This is a genomic window from Pontibacter locisalis, assembly GCF_042684605.1.
GTDB classification, from domain to species: Bacteria; Bacteroidota; Bacteroidia; order Cytophagales; family Hymenobacteraceae; genus Pontibacter; species Pontibacter locisalis.
On sequence record NZ_JBHULU010000021.1, the window covers coordinates 198,603 to 219,353 of the forward strand.

Sequence of the window (20,751 nt, forward strand, 5' to 3'; positions counted from 1 at the left end):
GCGTATTTTGAGCCACTTCTGCTACAGCTGCGCCATGAGTCTCTGCTTTTCTTGCCTGGTCTTCTGCTGAAGCTTCTGCCTGCTGAGCCACCTTAACACTGGCTTTGCCTTGTGCTTTAGCAGTGGCTTCAGACTGCTGCTTTACGTTAAGGGCCGTCTGAGTACCAGCTTCAGTAGTCTCAGAACCTTTGGCTGCCACCTCTGTTGCTTTTTCTCTGGCTATTGCTGCCACTGCCTGGCCATGATTTTCGGCTTCTTTACCTTTGATAGTTGCTGTAGCTTCTGTTTGCTGGGCAACTTCGGCTACTGCCTGACCATGGTTCTCTTTAGGAGCTTTCTCTTCTCTTTCAGGTGTAGTCTCAGGAGTCTTTTTTGTTTTCTCTCCTTTTACTTCCGCTTTCCCCTTTGCCTCTGCTTCAGATGAAGCTGATGAAGATCGGGAAGCTTTGTCCTTACGCTCTGCTTTTACTTCTGTTGATGTTTTAGCTTTAGCGTTTATATCAGTTGAGTTGTTCTGGGCGAAAGCCGTTGCTACTGTAAAAAAGGCGGCGGCTAAGAATGTTAGTTTTTTCATTGCTCTTAAGGTTTATTAAAAGTTTATGATCCAAAACTATATTGTCAAGATGAAGATAAAATGAAGAAACAGCTTTTTTGAAAAAAAATTTAAAAAAGCCCTATGCAGGTAAATTAGGTACTAAAAAAATCAGCGGCTATACTAAATTTTACTGCATATGCTTTAGATGTTTATGAAAAATGAAGGAGGGGAGGAGGGTGCCGCTGCCAGCATTGTACTACCACTTCCTGACCTTCTGTCTGTTTTAATGGATTTATTAAGTAGAAATAAGAGATTATTATTACTTGGAACATGCCATAAGTAGCTCCGTTAAAGAAGTAACATTTTAACACGCAAGCTATGAACAGAGACAAAGATCATTACAATCCGAACATAAAACACTATGGAGACCTGGATCGGTATGGTGACATAGAAAATAACTACCGGAGTGAAAGCCGATCTCCTTATGGGACACGTGCCTATGGCGATTATAGTGGGGGAACACGCTATGGTGAAGGTGGCAGCACCTTCGGAGGCGGCTCTTCTTACGGGCACTCCTACTACAAGGGGTACAGCAGACAGGAAATCACTGATAGAGTCAGCCAGTCTGAAAATAGGTATGGAAAAAGGAGAGGTGACTATAATAGTCCCGGAAGCAGAGAATCAAGCGGCTCCGACAGGAACAATGATTACAGTGATTTTATGAACTTCAATTACGGCGCTGGTCCGAGCCGCGGGCAAGGTGGCTATTATGACAGGGGCTCCGGTTACGGTACTTCAAATCATTCTAACTATGGTTATGACAGGGGCATTGGAGGCTATGGTAACACAGGGTATGGATCTACAGGTTACAACAACCGTGACGAGGACAGGGAGCGAAATATTTATAACAGACGACCAGGAAGTACTTCAGGATATTCTGACAGAGGAGTTCCTGATTACAGCATGCACAATATTGGCAAAGACTATGGTGCCGGAAGAAGCAACACACACAGTAGTGGCTCCTATGGCCGTTCTTCTGAACGTTATGATGAGGACCTAAACAGAAGCAGGTATGACCGGTATGCAGCTGGCTCAGATCGCGGAGGGTATATTAACAAAGATGCGAACTGTTAGAACTAAATAAAAATAAGCCTGTCTGTTGAAGACAGGCTTATTTTCTGTAAAAGAATTTTAACTCATTATGCTTTAGTAGTGCGAGTGGCCTGTTCTGAAAGAGCATCTCCTTTTCCTTTTTTCTCCAGGATCGGCTCCAGGAAATTAACCAGCCTGCAAAGAGATTCCTCAACTGACTCCTGGTCTGTGTTTATCTCTATGTCAGGGTTAATAGGAACCTCGTAAGGAGCGCTAATTCCAGAGAAATTTTGTACCTCCCCTTGTCTGGCCTTTGCATAAAGCCCCTTGGTGTCGCGGTCTTCGCAGACTTCAAGAGAACAGTTAATGAAGGCCTCTTTATACCTTTCTTCTCCAACAATTTTCTTTACAAGGTCTCTTTCTTCCTTGTAGGGAGAGATAAAGGCGCACAGTACGATCAGTCCGGAATCCAGCATCAGCTTTGCCACTTCACCTACACGCCTCACGTTTTCTTTCCGGTCTTCTTCGGAAAAAGATAAATCATTGTTCAGTCCGTTGCGGATGTTGTCTCCATCTAGTAAAAACACTTTATAGCCTTCATAAAACAGATAGTGCTCAAGGCGTAAAGCGAGTGTGCTTTTCCCTGATCCTGACAGGCCGGTAAACCAAACCATAAGTGGCTTCTGTTCCATCATGTTCATTCTTTGGTCGTAACTGATCCTGGACCTAAAAGGGAAAAGATTCTTTGTTGGTTGCATGCAGTTTTAACGTTTATTTTCTATGCTACGTTTGCCCGTCTTAAAATGACAATTTTTTAAGCCTGAAGTACAGGTGTACTCGTATAGTGGATTTTTAAAATCACTTAAGAAAACAAACTATGAAAATCCTGCAGGGTGGAGCCCCAAAGTGTGGTAACTTCTGGTTATACCAGATCATACAGCAGATCCTGTCAAGAACAGGCCATGACACGACAAGCTTTATACAAAAGCAACCAATATTTGACCTGGCTAAGGATTGGGATTTAAACTACCCTAGTCAGGCAAGCATTGATGTTGTAGATGTAACGGATCTCCAGTATAGCTATCGTATAAGCAGTATTTACCGAATGCCAATTGTAGATTTAAGAAAGTATATTGAGCAAACAAACCATGTATGGACACATTCACCTATCTGCAAAAAAAGTGGTGAGCTGCTGGAGCTGTTTGATAAGAAAGTATATATCGTAAGAGACCCCAGGGACAGAGCTGTTTCGGCATCTAAATACTACACCTCTGATTATATGCTGAAGTACTATCCACAGGAAGAGAAAGATCCTCAACGATTCCTGCAAAGGAACTTTGAAGAACTCATGCAGGAGTGGGTATGGCATGTTTTTGACCATTTGAGGCTGAGTCAGCAGTACAACATACACATCTGCTTTTATGAAGGATTGCTTTCCGATTTTCAGAAAGAGCTATCGTTGCTGCTGGACTACCTGGAAATTGATTTAGATGCAAATGAAAGACAGGACCTACAGGAGGCAATGAGTTTTGCTAAGTTAAAAAGTAAGAACCCAAAGCACCTGAAAAAGGGACAGTCAGGTTACTGGATGGAGCACCTGACGGAGGAGCAAACAGAGAAGGCAGAAGTAGTTGCTGGTCCGCTGATTCGGTTTCTGGGCTACCCGGACCATAAGGACCAGGAAATGACATTTTCGCGTATACCAAGTCACCAGGATTTTGAGGAGTTGAAGCAGGAAATTATTGCATCTCAGCATCTTTTGTATCAGGATCAACTACCAGACGCCTAGCTGACGGCCGATTGTCTTGAGCTGACCAATATGGTAACCTGTGTGGTGGAGAGAGGTCATTGCTGCCCAGGATATTGTTTTGCCATTGCTCCTGATACTAAATAAATCTGTAGAGGGGTCTTTTACAAGTTGTATCATTTCTTCAAGTTCATCTTCAAACTTAGTAACAGCATCATTCCATTCCTGCTCGTTTTCAGGTATATGGTTTTCAGGCCATGGAGCATCGGGCCACACATTAAGGTTATTCTCCGGGTCTTTCATGAATTTGAGCAGGGTTAGCTGTCGGCCCCGGATGTGCCCCAACAAGATCCAGGCAGAAAAGTGAAGGCCATCCAGTATGATGCCCGCCTTTTTATAATCAAACTCCCGCAGCAGGATAACATTGGGGGCAAACCCTCCTTTTAACAATTCTACCAGTTGTTCCCTAATCAATTTGTCTGTTTCGTTACCGGGATTCATGTGTTTTACCTGTTTTAATATTATTTATGTGGTCAGGAAAGTTGAACGAGGCAAAACGACTCCGGGTTATCTGCTGTAGATCCTTATGAACCCTTTGTCATACACTCTCTTTTGAGTAAGTACATCTGTCTGGTACCATACCTCTACAACATGTGCCGGAGTTATATAAGTGGTGGCGAACTCTTCTTTGTCTTTGATAAACTTGTAGTCAGTTACCATTTCATACCCATCACTTTTTGCTTTATAGTAAGCCTCTTCTTCGTCGTCAAAATCCTCAAGGTAGCGGTTGTATACCTGGTGGTATTTGCCCGTTACTGCTTCATAGTAGCGCTGTAGTTCCGGCCTGTCAAAATCCATATAGCCTTCTTCATCTTTTGTCCATTTACCCTCTAATTCCATTCGTCGTTTTTTGAGTTGTTGCTAATAAACCTGCATAAAGTAGATGACTAATTAGTGTACAGATTACAAAAAGATAAGTGTCATAAATAGGTAAATTGCTGATATGTTGATAAATTGGTAAATAAACTTCCGCCTGTTGTTTGTTCAAAACAGGCAAAATAATTGTACCTCATGCGTGTTACTTTCATCATTGTATTTTTAATCTTTTTAACAACGCAGGCTATGAGCCAGGAGCGACAAAGGGTAAGAGCGTACGGTATACGTATTGGTGTTCTCCCAACGGGCAAGAACAACGCTATTACAGATGTGAAGGGAGTAAAGGTGGGGCATACTACACTGATAGAAGGTGAAAACATACGAACAGGTGTGACTGCCATTCTCCCACACGAGGGTAACATCTTTCAGCAAAAGGTACCTGCAGCTATTTATGTTGGGAATGGTTTTGGCAAACTGGCCGGTATCACGCAGGTGCAGGAGTTAGGAACTCTTGAATCACCTGTTGTTCTTACGAATACCTTGAGTGTAGGTACTGCCATGAATGCTGTTATTGGTTACACTTTACAACAGCCTGGCAACGAAGGAGTACAGTCGATAAATGCGGTGGTAGGGGAGACAAATGATGGTTACCTGAATGATATTAGGGGAAGGCATGTGAGAGAAGAGCACGTTTTTAATGCGATACAGCAGGCTAAAGACGGTGCCGTGGAAGAAGGTAACGTAGGAGCAGGCACGGGCACGGTCTGTTTTGGGTTTAAAGGCGGTATTGGCACCTCTTCCCGTCAACTACCTGACGACCTTGGAGGATACACGGTAGGAGTGCTGGTCCAGACAAATTTTGGCGGCGTGTTACAAGTAGATGGGGCTGCGGTAGGAGAGGAGCTTGGTCAGTTTTACCTGAGTAAGCAGCTAAAGGATAAAGCAGATGGCTCTTGTATGATTGTAGTGGCTACCGATGCCCCGGTTGATGCTCTTAACCTGGAGCGGATGGCAAAGCGTGCAATGCTGGGACTTGCAAAAACAGGAGGCATTGCCTCCAACGGTAGTGGCGATTATGTTATAGCTTTTTCTTCTAACCCTGATCTGAGGGTCCCTTATACCTCTTCAGAAAGAACGGAAACAGTTACCTTGCTCCGAAATGATGAAATGTCGCCTCTTTTTATGGCAGTGATAGAGGCAACGGAAGAGGCTATCATCAACTCTCTTTTTAAAGCAGAGACAATGGAAGGGAAGGAGCAGCGCGTTGTAGAAGCCCTGCCAATTGATAAAACGTTGAAGCTGCTAAAATTTAGAAGAAAAAATTAGATATTCCTTTATATGTCTGTTTTAGAAAACACTCAACAGCAGTTACTTAGTTAATCATATTAAAAGCATTAAATCTGATAAGCTTTATAATTTAATGCTTGTGATTCCTTTTCTATAACAACTGTATTTTTCTTCTTATATGCTTGCAACTTTACTTGTTCAAATTCTTTTATTTTTAAAAAGTTGTCTCTCATGGTAAAAAAATTTCTAAAACTAAGGAGTTTATACTTTAAAGACGCAAGCCTTAAAGAATTTAGCTTAGCTCTTGCTGTTCCAGGATGAGACCTTGTATGTTCCCTTAATAACGGGAAAAGCATGAAAAAGTAAGTAAAAAAAATCTTTATTAGCTTTAGGTAGAAAAGGATAATACTATCAAACCCGTTATTAGCTCTTATTCTATAAGGTATTAGTACTTCAAAACTTTTAGGACTTTGCTTGACAAATTTTTTATAATATTTGGTGTTAATTCTTTCCTTAGGCATAAAGTGCTTAAATTTTAAATTCTCTTCATACCAGATGTCATAACCAGCTAAGGCAATCGCATAGCAAATCTCATAATCTCCCCCAGAACTAAGGTATTCAGCCTTTCGATCAGTTAGTAAAGGTTTGAAACCAGCTTTAATCAATAAATCGTAAGCTGATTTTCTGATAATAAATCCAGCCCCATATACTTTGTTATTAGGTACTTTACCTGATGTTTCGGCTTGTGGTCCGTTTGCAAAAAGTCTGTAATTCTTAGCCCAACTTGGAGGAGTAACTTCAAACAACAATTCACCATATCCGCCTAATACACCAATAGATGGACGCATCACCATTAGGTCATATGATAAATTCAGATAGTCGGGGTATAGTAAGTTGTCGTCATCGCAAAACAATACGAATTCAAAATTTGATTTTTCGAAACCTAACTCCCTTGCAAAAGTTAGTCCTTGCCTAGGTTGGTTATATAGAGACAGCTGAATGTTATTCTGATACTTTTCCCACTCAGTTACGGCTATCTCTGATGTATTATCAGTGGAAGCATTGTTGATGACTATAATTTCCCAGTCGATTCCTTGTCTTACCCTCTGATTAGCTAAATAGCGTAAAGTTTCAGGCAGAAGCCTCGCCCCGTTATATGTACAAATAACTACAGTGATGCCTACTCTCATTACCTTTCTAATTTTAGTAATAAATATAATTTTAGAACCATTAGGTACAACTTAGGGCTTTGATACAAATGTAAAGCTTGTTTGACCTGTGTATGCACTATGTCTTTGTCATGCAGTCTATCCCATAAAGATTTGGCCGTTTTTAAAGCATAAGCAGCATAATATTTTCTCGATCTTTTCAATATTTTTTTTTTCTGGTCTTGTGGTAGGTGCTTTTGAATTAACATCATTGCTTTAAGCAAGTCACTGATATTTTCGCCATTTATGATTTTACTACCAGTAATTGATTCTTGATGTTTTCTGTATTCTGCAAGAATCTCAGGAGTGTATGCAAAAGAATAATTGCTGGCAATACGAACCCACATTTCCCAGTCTTCGGCATATGTTATGCCATAAAAAGCTCCTAACTTTTCATATACCTCTCTTTTTACAGTTATCGCAGCATATTGTATTCTTTGATGTTCTCCGATCTTGAGTAACCAGTTTGGAAGAATACCCTCTCGGTACATCTCTGGTGTTTTCTCGTATATTTTACTACCCACCTCATTGATACACCTAAACCTCGTGAAAGCTGCGCCCGCATCAGGGTATTTTTCAAAAAGTTGTTCTATCTTTTTATAATATCCTTCCTTTACTTTATCATCTCCGTGTAGGAGATGAATATATATTCCTCTGGATCGGTTAATACATGTTGCAAAATTTCGAAGACTACCAACATTTTGTTCCTGTCTGAAATACTTAATTCTGCCTTTCCCAATTTCATTGACTAATGCTTGCACATCTATATCCATACTTGCATCATCTACGACCTCTATTTCCATATTTTCTGTATCAGGTGCTTGTACTAGTACACTCTCTAGTGTCTCTTTCAGAAAGGGGCCGCAGTTATAAACTGGAATCATAACAGACCAAAGAGGTCTCTGATATCCTGGAGTCACTTTGTGTATAACTGGAGGAGAGGAAGGAGTAGGAAGCATTGTATAATGAATCAGTATTACCTTCCTTTTACGTTCTAAAACTAAAAATATCTAAATTATTAGTGGAAATATTTAATAATATAAAAGGGTTTTACTGTAAAAAAATGTATTACTTACATTGCTATATGTTATCAATTTAGTTTTTTATAGATACATATAAATATGCTCTTAAAGACTTCAATATCTCTTTAGAAGGAATAAGTTGAAGAATAAGAAAAGCTTTTTGAAAAATAGAAAGGTGTCTGGTAAAGTGGGAAATGATGTAGTCTCTCTTATACTTTGCTGCCTTTTTTATTGCTGCAGCATCATAATTGATATTTTCTTTTTTAGAAAGTATGCAGCCTGTTATATAGTCAAGTTCTTTTACACAGGAGATGATGTTTCCTAGTTTCCTTTGTGCTAGCAGAGGCTCAAAATTATGACGGAAACACTCTAGGTAACTATGGGGCAAATCATAATTATCTCCAGCATAGTAGCGGAGATTTCGTAGTAGCTGCTCATAATGTGCGCGATCGTACTCCGCTTTTTTTGTTACCATGTGCAGGCTTTCTGCAGATTCTCTGTATGTCAGTAGTACCTCCGGAAGGTTGTAGAATTTGTGCCTGCGGGAAAGCTGCCAGAAAAGCTCATAATCCTCTGAATAATCTACTGTGTACATGTTTACTTCCTCTACAGCTTTTTTTCGATACACAACTGTTGGGTGGTAAATCCAGCTAAAGAAGGTTAGATTATAATAGAAGTGTTCGCTCTTGAATCTATCAACCCGAACAAACTGACCATCTTCGGTAACAACTCTAGCCAGGGAGGATACAAAAGCACAGTCAGGGTTTGCCTGCAGGTACTCAACTTGTTTAAATAAGCGATTAGGGTAACTGATATCATCTGCATCCATCCGGGCAATAAGCTCCGTAGTTGCCAGCTTGATACCCTTGTTCAGGGTTGGTGTCAATCCTAGGTTAACCTTGTTCTGGTAAAAGCGAATGCGGGGGTCCTTATAAGATTGAACAATGGCTGCACTGTGATCTGTGGAACCATCATCTATGATAAGGAATTCAAAGGCTTCAAAAGTCTGACTCAAAATACTGTCCATTGCTTCTTTCAGATGCTTTTCAGCGTTGAATACCGGCATCAAAACTGTAAGTTGAGTCATGAGAACCTCCTGCTAATATCTGTGCTATACTTCTTGACCTTTTTTCTGAGCTTTTTCATCCCTTTCCTGATCTTATGTCCTGTATTTTGAGCAGAAAGGCTTTTAACAAAATATAAGAACGGCTTTCGATAAGGTAGGAGTGCCTTTTCCAGCTGGCGCACTACTGCAGGGCTTGAATCATTGTGGCTATACAAATACTCCTCAAACCATTCTAAAAACCGTTTCCTTACCTGGTGATAATCTGATTCCTGCGAAGAGTGTACCAAAGAGCCCGGACGTTGGCGATAACGGTTAAGGCAGAGAGAGGACAAAAAAACCGGCTCCTGAAGGTACAGCCTGCTTAGTAGCACCTGTTCATCATACATACCCATAAACGATTCATCAAACCCACCAAGCCTGTCAATCACCTCCTTTTTAATTAGCATACCACAAATACAGGGGGCGGCTCCCTGGCCCAATGGATACAGGCTCAAACTCAGCTGCGGTGGTAAATGCAGGTGGTCCTGCTTTGCACCAACTGGAATTACGATGTTCTTTTTCTGCGGATTTTCCCAGCTGTACCAATATTCCGTTGCCTGGCATACCATAGCTGCCGGATATTGATGGATTAGCTTCACCTGGATAGAAAGATAAGAAGGAAGCCACACATCATCGGCATCTATAAAAGCAATGAAACTTCCGGTTGCTTTTTCCAGTCCAAGATTTCGGCTGGCGCTAGAGCCTCGGTTGATATGCCCCGGATGCTCCAGGTAAACTATTTTTTCAGCGTAGTGTGATGCGAAAGTTTTTGCTATCTCAGTACTTCCGTCAGTAGACCCGTCATCAATTAAAAGCAACTCCCACTGCTCGTAATCCTGCTGTAATACACTATTGATCGTTTCTTCTAAATAGGGCTCTATATTTAGAAAGCAAGTGATGATCGAAACCTTATGTGCAGCAGAGCTTTTCACGTTTTACTTTGATTTTGAAAGCCACTGTTGTAAATATCCATTAAACTCTGAACCAGTCCAATTCTTAACCTGGTAGCGTGCAAGGGCATATCTGTTCGACTTATTGGTTACCAGCTTTTCTTCTGTGGTGAAAGCGGCTTCAAAATTAGTTTCAGCTGCTGCTTTCAATGTTTCTGCGTTATAGTTTCCATAGGGATAGGCCAGCAGAGAAATCTCTCTGCCTGTTATAGCATGTAAATCACTTTTACTGCCCAGTATTTCCTGTTTCTGATAGCCAAGGCTGTGCGAAGCTAGTGCAGGATGCGAAAGAGTATGCGCACCAATATCAAATAGCTTGTGGTTGCTCATGATTTTTAATTGTTCAGCTGTTATACTCTTCAACGCTTCAGGAGTGGGATCTACAGCGCCTGCCCAGTTTCTGATCTTTACAAGGTGCTGTTGTTGTTCTTCTTGAGGAAGTGGTTTCAGGCACTGCCACAGCCGGAGGAAAAGTGCACAACGCCTGGAGGGAGGTGCTTCGTCACAGGCTTTCCAGGCAGCGTTAACCTTGGATTGCTCATCCGTTAATTGCGCATCTTCCAGTAGGTCAAACTCTATCGAGTCTTCACCAATAGCCATAAAGAAAGAGGAGGGGAGGTGCTTGCTGTGTAAAATAAGGAGCTCCAGTTCATCCCACCAAAAGGCGTCGTCTTTGTCGACATTGGATGATGTAATAAAGAAGGTAGCAGGCATATCATACTTTTCAAGAAGCGGTTTAGCAGAAATATAGTTGTCGCTATAGCCATCATCAAAAGTTATGGCGATATAGTTCTTGTTTATATTCCTTTGCACTACTTTTTTGGCTAATTCGGCAAGTGAGATAACATTGTCTGATTCCTGAAGTATCTGTAACTGCTGCTCAAAGTTTGATGGACTCACTGCTATGTCCCAGATGTCTGTGTCTGTTTCAACAACACGGTGGTACATCAGTACCAAAGCTTTTGGTTCCTTACCGTTTCTGAAGATATGACGCAGCAGGTTTTTCAAGGTGTAACTGCTTTTTGTGCCTTAACAGAAACTATTACCTGGTAGTGAGGATCGTTATAATCCAGCTTTTCTTTTGACACCTCTGCTAATCCCATTCCATAAAGAAAAGCCGTTGCAGCGAACACGTTGCCATGCGTGTTGATTTCTGAAGTGCCATCAGGAAAAGTCTCTGCCACTAATTTTTGCATAGCCTTATCAGTAAAGGACCAGTACCATGTTTCTTTCCATTCCCCATGATCTATCGGTGTGATGCCGGGTACAGTAAGTAAAAGATTACCCCCTGATTTTAAGATTCGGTGGCAAGTGTGAAGGGCTCCCTTAAAATCGTAGATCAGGTGCAATGTCTGAGTTAGTATGATACAATCGAAAGCATTGTCAGGCAGGTGAGGAGCATTGCTGATATCCCCGACAAAGGTAGCTGAAGGGTTACTTTCGTCTACATGCAGTATGTCACTATGGGTAACTCTTCCGTTGCCGAACTGCATCGTATAAGAGTTATCACCTATTTCCAGAACTCTGCCTGTTATACTTCCAGATTCCTCCCTCAGAAAGTTTTCGATATAGTAACGATCAACGGGTCCACCTCTGTCATACCCAAACTCTTTGCTAAAGGGCTTTACCTGGTTAAAATCCCCAAGATCTACCTTGCCAACAGGTGGGACATAATGGTTCTGCAACCCGACCTTATTCAATAGTTTTAATCCGAAGGCAGGGGTGAGGTCTTTAATGCCGGATTTTATTATAGCTTTCTTGTTCTTCATGGTATATCGGAGAAAATATTTGGGCCTGTATCTCATTAGCATCTGTAGTTCCTCGCCAGATGCTGCTTTTCTTTTCTGGCGAAGCGTTTCATACAGTTCTCTGCTGTAGTACTTCTTCCAGATTACCTCTCCCGCTTCGTAAGCTTGCTTTTCTTCTTTTGATCTTAGCTGATCCTTCTGGCGCTTCAGCACTCTGAGTGCTCCCTTTAGCATAGAAGGAATGTTGGCTGACATATTTGAGGAGTGCAACCTATAGGCGGCAATCTTATTCTGGTGATGGAAGACAGGATACTTGCGGGCAACTCTAAGGTACAGATCATAGTCCTCGCAGTTGCGAAGCGAGGTGTCGTAAGAGAACTCTTTGAAAACCCATTGCCGGAATATGACAGCGGCAATCATACCAATGTAGTTGCATTGTAACAGGCGTTTGTAGTGGTCGGAATTTACTTCATGCTTTCCCTCCCGGATAGCATTTTCTTCAACATATACAGCATCATATAAACCCGATACAAAGGCTGCGTCCTGGTTCTTCACTAGGTAACTGACATTGATTTCGATCCCCCTTGGGTAAAGCCAGTCATCAGCATCCAGAAATACAAGAAAGTCTCCTGAGCTATGCTTTGCTCCGGTGTTCCGGGCTGCTGAAAGACCCTGGTTTTGCTGGTAGATATATTTAACTCCTGGATATTGGTTAGCTACGGCCTTTGTGTTATCCATAGAACCGTCGTCCACAACGATGATTTCTGTGGAGGGGTAAGTTTGCCTCAAAACGCTTTCGATAGCTTTATGTAAATACATACCATGGTTAAAGCACGGAATAATTACCGAGACCAGCGGATTGCTACCTATATGGTTATTAATGCTCATCCTATTTTACTAATTCACCAGTAGATTTCTTCCTGTTCTTATAGTAGTAAGCAAGTCCCGCCAAAGCGCCGCTAATTTGTGCCCAAAGTGTGCTGTACTTAAAGCTGTAACCAGGAAAGCCTTTAATAATGGAGCGGGTGTAGGTTTTTAGAAACAGCTTTGCCAGGTAACGACTGTAGTCAGCTTTCTGGTAGTAGTGCTGCTGTATAAGAGCAGCTGCAGTATGCCCCCGCATATAGTAGAATATTTGCCTCTTCAGGGCTTCTGTCTCTTTTCTGTGCTCATGAAAAACAATGGCTCTTGGGTTATAATGAATCTTATATCCATGCATCAGTAGGCGGTACCACATTTCTGAATCGCCACTGCAACCAGCTGCTCCGGCGTCCAAAAGCTCATGAAAACAGCCCGTTTGCTCAAACACTTCTCTTCGGAATGCCATGTTGGCACCTGCGCCTATTCTCCAGACCGGAGGGCCTTTGCGCAGTGTATCATTAAAGAAGCCCTGGTCATATAACTTGTCAGTATATCCCCTGTTAAAGCTCCAATGCTTTTCAAAAATACACTGGGCCTCAGTTTTCAGTTCTGAGGCAATCACAAGGCCTGTCATAGCTGCTACAAGAGGATCTTTGAAACTTTCCCAAACCTGGTAAAGCCACAAAGGGTGAGTTGCTACATCGTCATCTACGAAAGCTACAACAGGGGTAGAGGCGTTTTTGATACCTGTGTTTCTAGCTATATCTAACCCTTTCCGTGATTCTTTTACATAAACAATCTGAAGGAGGTCCTGATACTGCCGGACCACTTTCAGGCTTGCCTCATCAGAAGGGGCATTGTCTACTACAATTATTTCCTCCGGAAGAGTTGAAAGCAGTTTAAGGTTCTCTAAGCACTGCTGTAATTGCCGGGGTCTGTTGTGGGTGCAAACAATAACTGATACCGGAACTGTGGGAGGAATGGCTGCGGAGGTCAAACCTGAGAAGGATCTTTCTATCCAGTCGGACCAGGTCTCAAACTGCTGGTTTCTCAACCACAGCTGCCATTTACTCTCTGGAGAACCTGTTTCTTTAGCATAAAAGCAAATAGTAGGTTCAATGCTTTTTATTACCCTCTCAAGATAATCAGCAGGGGACAGGTTTTCACCTGTTTCAAGAAACAGATGGCCCAAGGCAACATTTTGCCACCAGAAAACTATGTAGTTTCCCTGGTGGTCTGTATCAAGAGCCGGAAGCTTCAGGGTTCTGCTCAGGTCGATATGGGCAATATGGTAAAGCGGGAAATTCTGCATAAGGGTGAAGGTTCAACGATTACTGAAATACCATTTCTGCCTGCTTCAGATGGAAGGGCAGTTTTGGTCTGACTGCTCCCCACCATTTGCCATACCAATCAATGTTCTCCCGGTAGTCCTCCAGTTCAAATGTGAGGCATTCCTCAAAATTGAATAGGGGTACAGACGTGTCTCTCACAATCACCATTGATAAATAATAAGCTCCATCATTCAGGAAGTCACCCGGGATGTGGCATTCTCCTTCTATGATACCTTTATCGAAATAAGTAGAGGGGGATGGCACATCAAAAATGCATTCTCCGGCTGAGGTAAAAAGGTGAAGTCCCGCACTTAAATACATAACCTTTTTCATGTTCCAGAACTGAAATCTAACCGTAAGAGGAACTCTTATATCCAAAGGTGCCTCAGGACTTTCCAGGTGGGGTATAAGCTCAACTGATTTCATTCGAACCCATTCATTCCCGGGAGCCTCTTCCGGTGTTTGCCACTGCTGCCTGAGCTTTGCCTGCTGTACATTGGAAAGATAATTCGTGACTACTTCGGAAACTGGCCCGAATGCTTGCATTCTCCCTTTTTTAAGCCAGAGAGCCTTGTCACATAAGTTTTTGATGGCCTGCATGCTGTGGCTCACAAAGAGTATAGTTCTGCCATTTTTCTCAGAGACCTCTCGCATTTTCCCCAGGCACTTTTTCTGAAAGTCAGCATCTCCTACGGCAAGCACCTCATCTACTATAAGAATGTCTGGCTCCAGGTGAGCTGCCACGGCAAAAGCTAACCTCACATACATACCGGAGGAATAGCGTTTAACAGGAGTGTCAATAAAATCTTCCACGCCGGAGAAGGCTACTATTTCATCAAATTTTTCTCTGATTTCCCATTTGGTCATTCCAAGTATGTACCCGCTGAGGAAGATGTTTTCCCGGCCCGTCAGTTCCTGGTGAAAGCCTGTTCCCACTTCCAGCAGGCTGCTAACCTTGCCTTTTCCTCTTACAGTTCCTTGTGTAGGTTTTGTGATCCGGGAGATAATCTTCAAAAGAGTAGATTTGCCAGAACCATTGCTGCCTATTATGCCGATAACCTCCCCCTGTTTTACCTCAAAGCTGACATTATGCAGGGCCAGTATAATATCCTTATCATCATATGCTGAATTTTCCTCCTGTATCTGAAAGTAAGGGTCTTCCTTTTTTAGAACAGTTGTACTCCACCACCTTTGCAGGTCACGCCGGAATGTGCCTGTGCCGATGCTGCCCAGGTGGTACTTTTTATACAGGTTCTCTATTTCGATAACAACTTCTGACATACCTGAGGCTTTATATTATATCAATAAGTTTATCTCCTTTTTTATTAAATAATAATACGGAGCCTAAAAGAATAAGAACTGAGAATGTAACACTGTACGCTACCTGTAAGGGAGTTACATATCCTTGGTTTAATAAGGATAAACGAAATAACTCAAATAAAGGGGTCAGGGGGTTTAGTTGAATTATCCATCGAGCTTTTTCAGGAATGGCTATCATTGGATATATAACAGGGGTGATGAACATTAGCAGTCGGACGCCGACAGCTATCATATTAATAAAATCTCTGTATTTAGCCGTGATAACAGAAAAAAACAATCCCATTCCTAAACCAATAGCGCCTGTAAACAGAACTGAGATCGGTAAAGCAAGTATCCAGAAAGTTATTCTGAATTCAAAAGTAGTGAAGAAATGATAGTAGGTTAGGATAAGCAGAAACAGTAATAACTGTAAGGAGAAGCGCATAAAATATGTGCTTATTACAGAGAGAGGCATTATAATTCTTGGAAAATATACTTTACTAAATATTTGTGCATTATCTCGGAAGGTGGTGGCAGTACCAGTAAAGCTTTCACTAAAGAAATTCCATAAAACAATACCAGATGCATAAAAGGCAACTGGAGGAATTGTTTCTGTTGATATTCCTACAAGTTTATTAAACACCACAACGTAAATTATAAGGGTTATAACTGGCTGTAAAAGCACCCAAAAAGGACCTAGAACAGTCTGTTGATAATTTAGCAGAAAATGTCGTCTTACTAAGCCTGCCAATAAATAACGGTACAACCACAGTTCCTTAAGCCCATTGCCCCAAAAGTTTGTTTTGTTATTTATTTCCCATTCCCATCTTGCTTTGTTTGTCATAAATTAATATTTAATTGCAAGTAAGCATTATTACTTAGGTTGTGAAATAAATGTTTAGTGAAAAGAGATAAAAGCAGATACTCCATTTAGTGCTTACAAATGCCTCCCTGATAAAATTTTAGATGAAGCTTATCAAATCAAGAATCTAATACTTCTTTACAATTTGTTTTTGAATCTAAAATTTTAATAATCAAACATATAGAATGAGGGGCCATTTAAAATTCCTATCGTTATAGTAGAGGTTATGTTATAAGAATGCAATTAGCTTTTTTAATTGCATTTATACCCTGTGTTAAAATAATCCTATCTTATCAAAGCTCCCGATTATATTCCTTCATCACTTATATAAGTTTATCTAAAGGCTAGCATACTTGCTCATTCTTACAAACTGATTAAAAATTTGATAACGACATATTTAGTAAAAAATACCAATTATGGTGTTGTACTTTTTATTTTATATATATAATAAAATAGGTTCCACACTCTGTGGAAAATTGTAAGAAAGAATGAGGTTGTGGTTCTTTTTGAAGTATTTTAAGAGATAATTTGTAAAGGGTTTTTAATTGTAAAATCTGCTTCTTTATATTTGTCAAACACTTATAAATGAAATGTACAAAATCGGTTGCAGCCTGTAATGAGTAAGTGTGTTGTTTAATAGTATTGAATGTTAGATTATTATGAAATGTGTTAGAGATGTTTTTAAGTGGGAAGTAAGTAGTTATAATGTTATTTTAATAAATCGTTAAATCCAAAATCTAAATCAATGCTTTAAATATGAATTAATAAATATCTAAAGCAATAATAAAATTAGCCTTAAACAAATTTCACTTTTAGCCAAAGTAATGAATTTTAAATTTCGTAACCTAGTTATGCCCCTTTTGATAGGAGCAGTAGCAATTTCTTGTGAAAAAAAAGAGCTTGAGGAACTAACCCCTAATCAGCTATCAACTTCTGAAACCTCAAACCTGACAACATCTGCAAATATTTTATTTGAAGAAACTTTTGAAGGTAGTACTCTATTCTCGGGTCTGAGGGAGCAGTTTGGAACCAGCTATGCATTCTCTACAGCTAATAGTCCTGTATATAATGGAAGCAAGTCTGGTCGTTTCGAGTTGCGTGACACGGACCCAATGGTTAGTAACGGAACAAGAACTGAAGTGGTGTTTCCTGCTCAAAGCAATCAAAACAGATGGTATGCATTTTCTGTTTATTTCCCTAGCAATGGCTATGAAAAAGACTCTAAAGGAGATGTGATTTCTCAGTGGCACCAAGGTGGCGGTAAAAATCCGTCGATTTCTTTACGTACTGTGTACGATAAACTTTTACTAGACTTCAGGACAGACCCAGGAACACCTCAAAAGGAGTATCTGCTTAACCCTATAGCTAAAGATGTGTGGCACACGTTTGTTATGCATATAAACCATTCACATGGCTCTGATGGCGTGATTGAAATCTGGCACAATGGAGTAAAAGTTTTTACACACAAAGGTGGTAACAGCTATGATTCTACTTATGAGTCTCCAAGATGGAAGTTGGGTATTTACAAATCTCCTTGGAATGAAAGCAACACAACTGATGTAAGTAAAAGAGTTCTGTATTTCGATGAGATTAGAATGGGTAATGAGAGGGCTACCTTAGCTGAGATGACTCCTAGAAAAGGTTCTACATCTACATCTACTACTACTACTACTACTACTAGTAAAGTGACTAGCTTAACACTGGTGAACGCAGATACTGATCAAGATATTATGGAATTAAAGCAGGGTGCAACGCTTAATTTAGCAAGCCTACCAACTAAGAATTTAAATATCCGCGCTAACACAGGTTCTGACGTGTCTAGTGTGACGTTCTCTCTTTCTGGTGCGCAAAGTAAAACTGTAACTGAGAACAGAAAGCCATTTGCTATGGCAGGTGATGATATGCGTGGGAATTACTATAATTGGACTCCTTCAATTGGTAGCTACACGTTAAAAGCAACACCTTCCGTTAATGGTTCGGCATCAGCAGCTTTGAATGTATCGTTTACTGTTGTTAACCAGACTACATCATCTATTAGTAGCCAGACCTCAACTACTAGCCAAAGCGCAGGTATACTTACAAACGTAGGCGGACTAAAATTTGTAGATGGTAATTCACGCACTTGGTCTGCTGATGCAAATTTCAATACAGGAGAGACTAGTTCAAAGTCTTTTGATGTGGCTGGCACAACTAACGATCCGCTTTACCTTAGCTACCGTTATGCTTCTAATGGCGCTACTATAAATTATAACATTCCAGTTAGTGCGTCAGGAGTTTATACTATAAAACTACACTTCATGGAGCCATACTTCAAGAGGTCAGGTGAAAGGGTTTCTAATATAAACCTGGAGACAAATCAAGTGCTTAGCAATTTCGACGTCTATGCTGAAGCAGGCTTTGGCAGAGCTTTGGTTAAAACCTTTACTAATGTTTCTATAACAGATGGTAAACTCGATCTTGATTTATATTCAGTAAAAAACAATGCCATACTATCAGCAGTAGAAATCATAAAGCAATAACTTCTTTAAAGAAGAGGAAGCAAGTATGACTAGAACCAGCACTTAAACTATATGATTTGGTTTAGTCCTTGAAAACAAGAAAGCGGTGCAGGATATTCCTGCACCGCTTTCTTGTTTTCAAGGGAAATTGCTTTACTAATTCGTTTACCTTAATAAAGCAAATCTTAATATATAACAATTTGAATATTACGTTAATTCTAAAGTAACTTCTATTCAGATTGATTTTAGGATTACTTAAACATTTAACACAGTAGTAAGTAAACAATCCGCCACTCACGTTTTAATTGTAGGAGCATTTACTTGCCAACAGTGTTAAGTAAATATTAAATAACTATATATATAACAAGCCATTTTTTTCTTTCACATCCTTAAAGTGACTGTTGCCTAATAAATTCAATTATTTGGCATCCAAAATCGTGGAAATATAGTAAGTATAATTATAAAATATTTTAGAAGACCCTGGGAAGTAAGTTACGTCTTTCTTTATATGGTTTTTGAAGTATTTAGATAATAGAAATAATATAAGTCACTACGATTATGGAAAAATTTTACACCCTAACAAACCAAAAGAGCCGCACGAGCAGTAGTTGTTTAAATCCTGTTAACAGCTGCTAATTAAGTAAACTCGTTTTAGCCACTCAAGAAATAAAGCAAACCAAAAGACAAAGTTAGATAACTTCGGTAGTTATATCTAGTTTGCTTATTCTACTTATTTGCAGACAGCTTTATATAGAGCTATTGCTACTAAGCCCACTAAAGAAAACCCACCCTTGTTACATTATTAAGAGTTATTAAGACAGCTCTTGGTAATCAGTATCTAAAGTTAGCTAAAAAGGCAATGTAGTATCCGATAGGGGTACAGCCTGTCATAAAATTCTTTCAGCTAATGTGCTTCTTTTATGTGTTTTAAGTAAATAATATTTAACTATATTATGATAAATTCAAGACCAAAAAATCCGGTTAAGCTTGTTGGGGTGGATTCATTTACAATTTTACTTGTTGCTTTTATTTTTATTTATTTATTAAACAATAAGGAGTTATCATATGATTATATAGATATATATCTTATTTCTATATCTCTATTTATACTCATAAGTTATAAGACTAAAATTCCAAAAATAATTTATTTAAAGCTTGATAAATTTATTGTTACTTATATAATAATAGTTTGCGTTACATCTGTATTTGCATATTTTTTTCCAGAAATTTTACAAAATAGCAGTTCAATTGTAGTCTTTGTTCTAGCTCTTCCCATACTTGGGTTTTTTCTCTACTTCGCTGCAGCTAGTATTATTGAACAGCACATAAGCGATAAAGAGGTAGGCAAAAAAACATTGGTTGCTGGCATTGGTAATCTAGCAGTGAGTGTTGAGAAAGAATTCAAAGGCAATACTATCAAGGGATTTATTAAATGTCATAATGAAGAGTGCCTGGTAGGGGAGGAAAAAATAATCGGTGATATTAAAAGTATTGATGATTATCTGAAAGATAACGCTATCGATGAAATTGTGATTGCTTTGCCTTTGAAGGCATCAAAAAAGATACGAAACATTATGTTGGCTGCAGATCATTATGGTGTTAGAGTTAAATATGTACCAGATTATGAAAGTCTGTTCGGTAAGCATTATAAAACTGTCCGCTATGGACATATTGAGGCTGTTAATGTTCGTCAGTTACCATTGGATGAAAGCTATTCATCAATCATCAAGAACTGTTTTGATAGAGTTTTTTCAATAGTGGCATTGCTACTATTGATGCCTATATTTATCATTCTAGCTGTTTTGATAAAGCTGGATTCTTCCGGTCCTGTTTTTTACTGCCCTGTGAGGATAGGTAAAGCTGGTAAGCCTTTTAAAGTATATAAATTTAGAAGTATGAGAGAAAATGATATTCCAACAGGAGGGCTGCTTTCTACTACGAAAGACGATAAAAGAATAACCAGAATAGGAAGAATAATGAGAAAATATAGTTTAGATGAACTTCCTCAATTCTTAAATGTGCTTTTAGGCCAGATGAGCGTTGTTGGTCCAAGGCCTCATAGAAGATTTCTTAATCAACAATTGCAGGAGAGTGTAGATAAGTATATGATCAGACATTATTTTAAACCTGGTATAACAGGTTGGGCACAGGTAAACGGATGGAGAGGGCCTACAGAAACCGAAGAGCAGAAGACGCAGCGCACTCTTCATGACATATGGTATATGGAAAATTGGTCCTTATTACTTGATTTAAAGATTATTTTCCTAACGATTTTTGATACTAAAGTGCATAAATCTGCCTTTTAGTTTGGGTACTATACCTTAAAACAA

Annotated in this window: 18 protein-coding genes; 5 read left to right on the forward strand and 13 right to left on the reverse strand. The window is 39.8% G+C overall.

Features of this window, described 5'->3' with window-relative positions:
• On the reverse strand, nucleotides 1-574 hold a 574-nt coding region (locus ACFSRY_RS14885; RefSeq protein WP_377509308.1), incomplete at its 3' end, for a hypothetical protein.
• A 339-nt stretch (nucleotides 575-913) separates the two neighbouring features.
• Here ACFSRY_RS14885 and ACFSRY_RS14890 point away from each other — a divergent pair.
• Nucleotides 914-1,669 carry a hypothetical protein gene (locus ACFSRY_RS14890; RefSeq protein WP_377509311.1) on the forward strand — a complete coding sequence of 252 codons (756 nt, stop codon included), beginning with the start codon at nucleotides 914-916 and terminating at the stop codon, nucleotides 1,667-1,669.
• 65 nt (nucleotides 1,670-1,734) lie between these two features.
• On the opposite strand, the gene cysC is transcribed toward ACFSRY_RS14890, so the two are convergent.
• Entirely contained in the window at nucleotides 1,735-2,385 is a 651-nt protein-coding gene (gene cysC / locus ACFSRY_RS14895) for an adenylyl-sulfate kinase (protein WP_377509314.1), read from the reverse strand.
• Nucleotides 2,386-2,504: 119 nt separating this feature from the next.
• Between cysC and ACFSRY_RS14900 the strand changes: the two genes are divergently transcribed.
• On the forward strand, nucleotides 2,505-3,416 hold the full coding sequence (locus tag ACFSRY_RS14900; protein WP_377509317.1) for a sulfotransferase domain-containing protein: 912 nt from the start codon (nucleotides 2,505-2,507) through the stop codon (nucleotides 3,414-3,416).
• On the opposite strand, the gene ACFSRY_RS14905 is transcribed toward ACFSRY_RS14900, so the two are convergent.
• Nucleotides 3,402-3,875 carry a hypothetical protein gene (locus ACFSRY_RS14905; protein WP_377509320.1) on the reverse strand — a complete coding sequence of 158 codons (474 nt, stop codon included), beginning with the start codon at nucleotides 3,873-3,875 and terminating at the stop codon, nucleotides 3,402-3,404. The two genes, ACFSRY_RS14900 and ACFSRY_RS14905, sit on opposite strands and share 15 nt — an antisense overlap.
• Nucleotides 3,876-3,941: 66 nt before the next feature.
• Nucleotides 3,942-4,274, reverse strand: coding sequence for a hypothetical protein (locus ACFSRY_RS14910; protein WP_377509323.1), 333 nt, complete (start codon nucleotides 4,272-4,274; stop codon nucleotides 3,942-3,944).
• A 171-nt stretch (nucleotides 4,275-4,445) separates the two neighbouring features.
• Between ACFSRY_RS14910 and ACFSRY_RS14915 the strand changes: the two genes are divergently transcribed.
• Nucleotides 4,446-5,576, forward strand: coding sequence for a DmpA family aminopeptidase (locus ACFSRY_RS14915; RefSeq protein ID WP_377509326.1), 1,131 nt, complete (start codon nucleotides 4,446-4,448; stop codon nucleotides 5,574-5,576).
• Nucleotides 5,577-5,644: 68 nt separating this feature from the next.
• Here ACFSRY_RS14915 and ACFSRY_RS14920 read toward each other — a convergent pair whose 3' ends face one another.
• The 9 genes from ACFSRY_RS14920 to ACFSRY_RS14960 form a co-directional block, all read right to left on the reverse strand.
• Nucleotides 5,645-6,727 (reverse strand): glycosyltransferase, encoded by a 1,083-nt coding sequence (locus ACFSRY_RS14920; protein ID WP_377509329.1) that lies wholly within the window; start codon nucleotides 6,725-6,727, stop codon nucleotides 5,645-5,647.
• The gene (locus ACFSRY_RS14925) at nucleotides 6,727-7,704 is read right to left on the reverse strand and encodes a glycosyltransferase family 2 protein (protein WP_377509332.1); all 978 of its coding nucleotides are present in this window, start codon (nucleotides 7,702-7,704) and stop codon (nucleotides 6,727-6,729) included. The genes ACFSRY_RS14920 and ACFSRY_RS14925 overlap by 1 nt, the downstream gene beginning before the upstream one ends.
• A gap of 136 nt (nucleotides 7,705-7,840) precedes the next feature.
• Nucleotides 7,841-8,854 (reverse strand): glycosyltransferase family 2 protein, encoded by a 1,014-nt coding sequence (locus ACFSRY_RS14930; protein WP_377509336.1) that lies wholly within the window; start codon nucleotides 8,852-8,854, stop codon nucleotides 7,841-7,843.
• Complete coding sequence (locus tag ACFSRY_RS14935) at nucleotides 8,851-9,804, reverse strand: glycosyltransferase family 2 protein (protein WP_377509339.1); 954 nt, start codon at nucleotides 9,802-9,804, stop codon at nucleotides 8,851-8,853. The genes ACFSRY_RS14930 and ACFSRY_RS14935 overlap by 4 nt, the downstream gene beginning before the upstream one ends.
• Nucleotides 9,805-9,807: 3 nt before the next feature.
• Nucleotides 9,808-10,830 (reverse strand): polysaccharide deacetylase family protein, encoded by a 1,023-nt coding sequence (locus ACFSRY_RS14940; protein WP_377509342.1) that lies wholly within the window; start codon nucleotides 10,828-10,830, stop codon nucleotides 9,808-9,810.
• Nucleotides 10,827-12,458, reverse strand: a complete 1,632-nt coding sequence (locus tag ACFSRY_RS14945) for a glycosyltransferase (RefSeq protein ID WP_377509345.1) — start codon at nucleotides 12,456-12,458, stop codon at nucleotides 10,827-10,829. Before ACFSRY_RS14945 ends, ACFSRY_RS14940 begins: the two co-directional genes overlap by 4 nt.
• 1 nt (nucleotide 12,459) lies before the next feature.
• Nucleotides 12,460-13,743, reverse strand: a complete 1,284-nt coding sequence (locus ACFSRY_RS14950) for a glycosyltransferase family 2 protein (RefSeq protein ID WP_377509349.1) — start codon at nucleotides 13,741-13,743, stop codon at nucleotides 12,460-12,462.
• Between the two features lie 19 nt (nucleotides 13,744-13,762).
• Nucleotides 13,763-15,043, reverse strand: a complete 1,281-nt coding sequence (locus tag ACFSRY_RS14955; RefSeq protein WP_377509357.1) for an ABC transporter ATP-binding protein — start codon at nucleotides 15,041-15,043, stop codon at nucleotides 13,763-13,765.
• A 10-nt stretch (nucleotides 15,044-15,053) separates the two neighbouring features.
• A complete protein-coding gene (locus ACFSRY_RS14960) occupies nucleotides 15,054-15,905 on the reverse strand; it encodes an ABC transporter permease (protein ID WP_377509360.1) in 852 nt (283 codons plus the stop codon).
• Nucleotides 15,906-16,747: 842 nt separating this feature from the next.
• Here ACFSRY_RS14960 and ACFSRY_RS14965 point away from each other — a divergent pair.
• Both ACFSRY_RS14965 and ACFSRY_RS14970 read left to right on the forward strand, forming a co-directional pair.
• Nucleotides 16,748-18,442, forward strand: a complete 1,695-nt coding sequence (locus ACFSRY_RS14965) for a heparin lyase I family protein (RefSeq protein WP_377509363.1) — start codon at nucleotides 16,748-16,750, stop codon at nucleotides 18,440-18,442.
• A gap of 932 nt (nucleotides 18,443-19,374) precedes the next feature.
• Nucleotides 19,375-20,727: an exopolysaccharide biosynthesis polyprenyl glycosylphosphotransferase gene (locus tag ACFSRY_RS14970; protein WP_377509366.1), complete on the forward strand. Its 1,353-nt coding sequence runs from the start codon at nucleotides 19,375-19,377 to the stop codon at nucleotides 20,725-20,727.
• Nucleotides 20,728-20,751 lie beyond the last annotated feature (24 nt).